Source organism: Rhodoferax sp. (genome assembly GCF_028689295.1).
Lineage (GTDB): Bacteria > Pseudomonadota > Gammaproteobacteria > Burkholderiales > Burkholderiaceae_C > Rhodoferax.
In genome coordinates this window covers 1-3,460 of the sequence record NZ_JAQTWL010000062.1, presented here as the reverse complement: position 1 = coordinate 3,460, position 3,460 = coordinate 1, and the positions used below count along the sequence as shown (strand labels likewise).

The 3,460-nt window shown below is 55.7% G+C and carries 4 protein-coding genes; 3 read left to right on the top strand and 1 reads right to left on the bottom strand.

Annotation, left to right across the window (positions count from 1 at the left end; all coding sequences use genetic code 11):
* The 3 genes from PHF15_RS16765 to PHF15_RS16755 form a co-directional block, all read left to right on the top strand.
* A partial coding sequence (locus tag PHF15_RS16765; RefSeq protein ID WP_300122999.1) for a type IV secretion system protein occupies positions 1–236 on the top strand: 236 nt, incomplete at its 5' end.
* A gap of 11 nt (positions 237–247) precedes the next feature.
* A complete protein-coding gene (locus PHF15_RS16760; protein WP_300122998.1) occupies positions 248–1,291 on the top strand; it encodes a TrbG/VirB9 family P-type conjugative transfer protein in 1,044 nt (347 codons plus the stop codon).
* A complete protein-coding gene (locus tag PHF15_RS16755) occupies positions 1,288–2,784 on the top strand; it encodes a TrbI/VirB10 family protein (RefSeq protein ID WP_300122997.1) in 1,497 nt (498 codons plus the stop codon). The genes PHF15_RS16760 and PHF15_RS16755 overlap by 4 nt, the downstream gene beginning before the upstream one ends.
* A gap of 141 nt (positions 2,785–2,925) precedes the next feature.
* Here the strand turns inward: PHF15_RS16755 and PHF15_RS16750 are convergent.
* Positions 2,926–3,460, bottom strand: a 535-nt coding sequence (locus PHF15_RS16750) for a UPF0149 family protein (protein ID WP_300122995.1), incomplete at its 5' end; no start/stop codon positions are given.

Below are 3,460 nucleotides of genomic sequence, written 5' to 3'. Positions count from 1 at the left end.
ATGGGTCCGTCACACGGGTCGAAATTTCGTCCGTCATTCCCCAAGGGGGCGAAACCTATCAAGTGTCGTGGGTGGAAACCAAAGCCAAGCCTGGCGCGGCTGCTGTTGCGGAGCATTGGAAAGCGGTCGTCACGGTTGGGATTGATGCCAAGTTGGCGGAAAACCCAAAAGTCGCGCTTTGGAATCCCTTTGGCATTTACGTCAAGTCAATCTCCTGGACAAAAGAAGTTCTGTAAAGGTCGTCCTCATGAAAAATTCCCTCATCTCCATTGCCATTCTCTCCTTGACTGCCAGTGCCTTTGCGCAATCATCCACGGAAACCGCCCCACCCACACCCGGCTTGGAAGCTTTCCCTTTGCAGTCCACCCCCGCAACGCAAAAAATCACGTCCTCCCCTGAAATCTTAGCGCCATCACCTTTGTTGCCAACAGCCAAGGTGCAGACCAGAAAGCTTTCCGCCGCCGATGCCGCCAGGCTTGCAGCAGCAAAGCGATGGGAACAAACAGGCGCGGCTGAGGCGCTGGTTGGTGCCAGTGGTGCCGTCGAATATCCCTATGGGTATTCACGTCCGACCATTACCTGCGCACCTTTGCACGTCTGCTCGGTTGCGCTGCAGGACGGCGAGGCCGTGACCAGCGTTTCAATTGGCGACACGGTGCGCTGGCTATTGCAGAACGCAACAGCCGGGTCAAAACCGGTGATGATGCTGAAACCCACTCAGGCAGGCCTTTCAACCAACCTGGTTGTGACGACTGACAAGGGCCGCATTTATTACATGCACCTGGTGTCCAGTAAAACCGAGTATGTTCCCATGGTGAGCTGGTATGACCCGGCAAACATGACGCGCGATTTGAGCGCTGAGGCACAAGCGACAGCACGGCAAAAGGCAGAATTTGAGGCAACGATTGCCGCCACCAAACTGGCCGCAGAACAAGCCAGGACCCAACGTGTCGTCGCAGACAAGTCTGTTGGCAAACTTGATCCAACCACGCTTGATTTTGGCTACACCTGCACGGGTGAGGCGGCGTTCAAGCCGGCACGGGTCTTTGCCAATGACACGCACACGTTCATTCAATTGCCGCCCGGTGCAGCAGCCAGTGATGCACCCGCAGTGTTCAATAGCTCGAATAATGAAACCGAATTGCTGAATTCACGGCTGGTGAACGGCTACTACATCATCGATGGCAAGCCGGCCAAACTCAGTCTGGTTCTGGGTGTGGGTGCCAGCGCGCAAACCATTCAATGCGAAAAATCAGGGCAGAACAGTTTGTTCAACTGGAGTGCCAGATGATTTTCAGGCTGGGCAAGAAAACGTCGACTGACGATCTGACTGTCGATCTGACTGTCGATCCGACAGACGCTCAGGCAGACATCGACGTGGCGGCCATCGATGGCCCTGGTCAGCCGCTGGAAATCCATACGCCGCCACCGGGCACAAAGCGACTCTCCAAAAAAGGGCAGTTTTTACTCTTGGGTGGCGCGTCGACGGTGGCCTCTGCCATTTTGATCGGCGTGATGATCAGCGGCAAAAGCGGCGATCGTGTCGATGCAAACAAACAGTTGGCGGCCAGTGATGCGCCGGGTCAATCGGCTCCGTACAAGGAAAACGCTGAAGACATCCAGCGGCGAGCTGCTGCCGTCAGGCGTCAACCGACGGTTCAAACACCTGATGGCCAACAGACAGGGCCGTTATCAACCCGCTCGGCAGCTCAAAATGGTGTTTCTGGGGGGTCTCAAACAGCCAGTGGCGGCGCATCACCTCCGACACCCGCTGAGGCGCACCGGTTGTGGCTGCAAAAACGAAAGTACGAGCGTCTGCAAGGTCTCATCATGGCATCTGATTCAGCCGAAACATCTGACATCAGCAAGGGTGGTGCCGCCCTGGCCGCTAGAACAACTACAGGGGGCATCTTGGGTGCAGGTGCTGGGGATGACCGCTCGGTAGGCGGTCTGGATCAAAGGCTGTCAGCAGCCAATGGGCGTGCTGCGAATGCACGCGCATCTGCCACTGCCCAGACCGTGCGCATGGTGAATTCACCCTCCGGAGCAGCAGGTACAAGTAGCAATTCAGGCTATTTGCCTGCCACTCTGGCTGCTGGCAGCCCTGTCGGTCAGGACCCTGCGGTGGTGGCCCAAGCGCGCAACCGGGCGTTCATGAAGGAAGCTGCTGACAATGGCTACCTGCCGGAATTACTCAAAGCTCAAATGGCGGAATTTGAATTGACAGCGGGCTCGGTGATCCCTGCGGTCATGCTGTCTGGCATCAACTCCGATCTGCCAGGCACCATCGTTGCACAGACCCGCCAAACTGTTTATTCCACCAACGAACCTGATGCTGTGGTGATTCCGCAAGGCTCGCGCTTGATCGGCAGGTACTCAGCTGATGTTGCCTATGGTCAATCGCGGGTGCTGGCCGCTTGGGATGAACTGATTTTGCCCAACGGTTCACGGATTTCCTTGCGCGGCATGTCAGCGGCTGATGGTCAGGGTCAATCCGGCATCGAAGATCAGGTGGATAACCACTTCTGGAAAACCTGGTCATCGGCTCTGCTGGTGTCGTTTTTGGGGGTTGCTGCCCAACAGTCACAACCCCAAAACCAGGGTGCGTTGAACACGCCGTCCGGCTCGGCTCAAGCCTCGGCTGCCGCCATGAATTCACTGAGTGATGTCAGCTCGAAGATTTTGCAAAAGAATTTGAACATGTCACCAACCCTGCAAATTCGTCCTGGCATGGCTTTCAACGTCATGGTCAACCGCTCGATCATCTTGCCGACCTACCGCTGATTTTGAGCGCTTCAAAGCTAAGCAGAAGCTCGTCATCTGGATGGCGCAGTGTGCGGTCAAAACGCTTGGTCGAACTCCGATAGATCACGCCATCGTTGGCAGCAATCAGAAATCCTCTGCTGGACAGTCCAATTTCAGGACTCAATGTAGAACTGAAGCTGCACCACAGCAAACCTTGTACTTTTTGCCACTGCCACAGGGGCAAGGTTCATTGCGTCCCACTTTACCCTGCGTAGACTTGGCAACCTGTCGCTCATAGACAGCGCGCCTGTATGGCAGCCAATATTCATACATGGCCACAACCGCCTCGGGGATTTGTAGTGCCAGCTTACCGCGCTGGGCTGGTGTTTTTGTCAGCTTATCCTGCTCAGGCGAGAAGTCGTCTTCACCCAGCAATCCGATTGGCCGGTACCAAGCTTGCCCTTGAGGGGTTTTCAACAGGGGCTCCCAATCTTTCCAGCACAGTTTCATGCCTTCCGTGAAACCGTAGGCCCATCCTTCAGCGTCATCGTATTCTTTACCGCGATATTCACTGGTGCACCAGATGGGATATATCTCGCGTGGTAGTTGCTCCACTGCAGCAATGATGCTGTTGAAGTGACGCATGATCAGGCTCAGGACGCGGTTAAGTTGCTCAATGCTTTTGACCGGTGGCATCATGCTGTCCCCTTCGCCC

Coding starts and splice junctions, on each gene's coding strand:
- PHF15_RS16760 (WP_300122998.1), top strand. CDS start 248: ATGAAAAATTCCCTCATCTCCATTGCCATTCTCTCCTTGACTGCCAGT.
- PHF15_RS16755 (WP_300122997.1), top strand. CDS start 1,288: ATGATTTTCAGGCTGGGCAAGAAAACGTCGACTGACGATCTGACTGTC.